This window comes from Streptomyces sp. B1866, assembly GCF_031932565.1.
Classification (GTDB): domain Bacteria; phylum Actinomycetota; class Actinomycetes; order Streptomycetales; family Streptomycetaceae; genus Streptomyces.
Genome location: NZ_JAVSCF010000505.1, coordinates 1 through 1,476 on the forward strand (window position 1 = coordinate 1; position 1,476 = coordinate 1,476).

General features: G+C 75.3%; 1 protein-coding gene. It reads right to left on the reverse strand.

Annotation, left to right across the window (positions count from 1 at the left end):
• Nucleotides 1-689 (reverse strand): PAS domain-containing protein (locus RKE29_RS29825; RefSeq protein ID WP_312008835.1); only part of this gene is annotated, 689 nt, incomplete at its 3' end.
• Nucleotides 690-1,476 lie beyond the last annotated feature (787 nt).

Sequence of the window (1,476 nt, forward strand, 5' to 3'; positions counted from 1 at the left end):
CGCAGGTTGTACCACTGGTCACGGCCCATCCCCGGCACCTCGAACCCCACCGGCTCACCCCTCGCGCCGGCCTCCCGGCACCGCTCCGCCACCTCCGGCACGTCCCGCAGCACCGGCACCTCCCACAGCAGCTGGCCGACCATCTCCCGCGCCGGGCCCAGCAGCCGCTCCGCCGCCGCGTTCACGAACCCGATCCGCCCGTCGCGGCTCATGGACAGGAACCCGTCGCTCATGTGCAGCAGCGCCCGGCCCACCGACTCCAGCGCCCCGTGCGTCTCCGTGGCGTTCCAGAGCCGGCCCACGACGCGGTCCGGTTCACCCTGCTCGTCGACGACGACCCGGCCGTGGGACTGCACCCACGCGTAGGTGCCGTCCGTCCGGCGCACCCGGTACGCCAACTCGTACGCGCCGCGGCTCCGGATCGCGCGGCCGGCCTCCGCCGCCACCCAGGCGAGGTCGTCGGGGTGGAGGATGGCGGCCCAGGGTTCGACCCAGCCGGTGTTCACCGCCGGGTCGACCCCCAGCTCCTCCAGCAGCGGCCCGGGCAGTTCGAACGCACCGGTGCGCAGGTCCCACGACCAGTTGTCGGGGCCTTTCGCCTGGGGCGGCCGCCGGTGCCCCGCCCCCTGAAGCAGGTTGGGGGACACGCCCTCCGGGCCGGCCGGGGTCATCCGCAGCCTGCCGCCCACCNGGCCGGGGTCATCCGCAGCCTGCCGCCCACCCACCGGGCCACCTCCGCCAGGAACTCCCGCTGCCGCCGACCGGGCACGCGGTCGGCGGCGACCAGCACCGACAGGACGCCCAGCGGCAGGTCCGGACCGGGCACCGGCGCCGCGGCCATCCCGGCGCCCTCCGGGACCACGGCCCCCGCGGAAACGTCCAGCGCATACCCGTACGGCTGCTCGGGCACCCCGATGCCGGGCACGTAGACGAACGCGTCCTCCATGACGGCCCGCACCGGAGCCGCCGGACTCTCGAAGGAGACGGCGGACCACATGCTGCTGAACGCCGAGGGCAGCCCACTGCTCACCACCAGCCGCAGGTGCCCACCGGGCCCCCGCATACAGACGTGCGCCATGCCGCCGAAACCGCCCAGCTCGGCCGTGACCTGCGACAGGGCGGCTCCCAGCACCTCGGTGTCACCCTGACCGGCGTCCACGGCGGCGAGCAGCCGCAGGCGGTCGGCCCGCATGACGTCGGCCCGCTGCCCGGGACCCCCGCCGCGTCGCCTGGCGGCCACGGCCGTCACCTCCCTCCGTCAGGCCTGTACGTGCCGGTCGCGGTGTACCGGGTACCCCGTCGCCGCGCCATGGCCGCCACCAGATGGAGCCCCCGGCACCGCCCTCGTCCAGCGCGGACGGTGCCGGATGTGCGGCGTGGTCGGGCTGCCGTACCCGGCCCGTGTCACGCTTCAAAAGCCGAGGCCGTCGCCTTCATCGGGCCACAGGTCTAAAGGCTGTCCCGCAATCCCTGGCG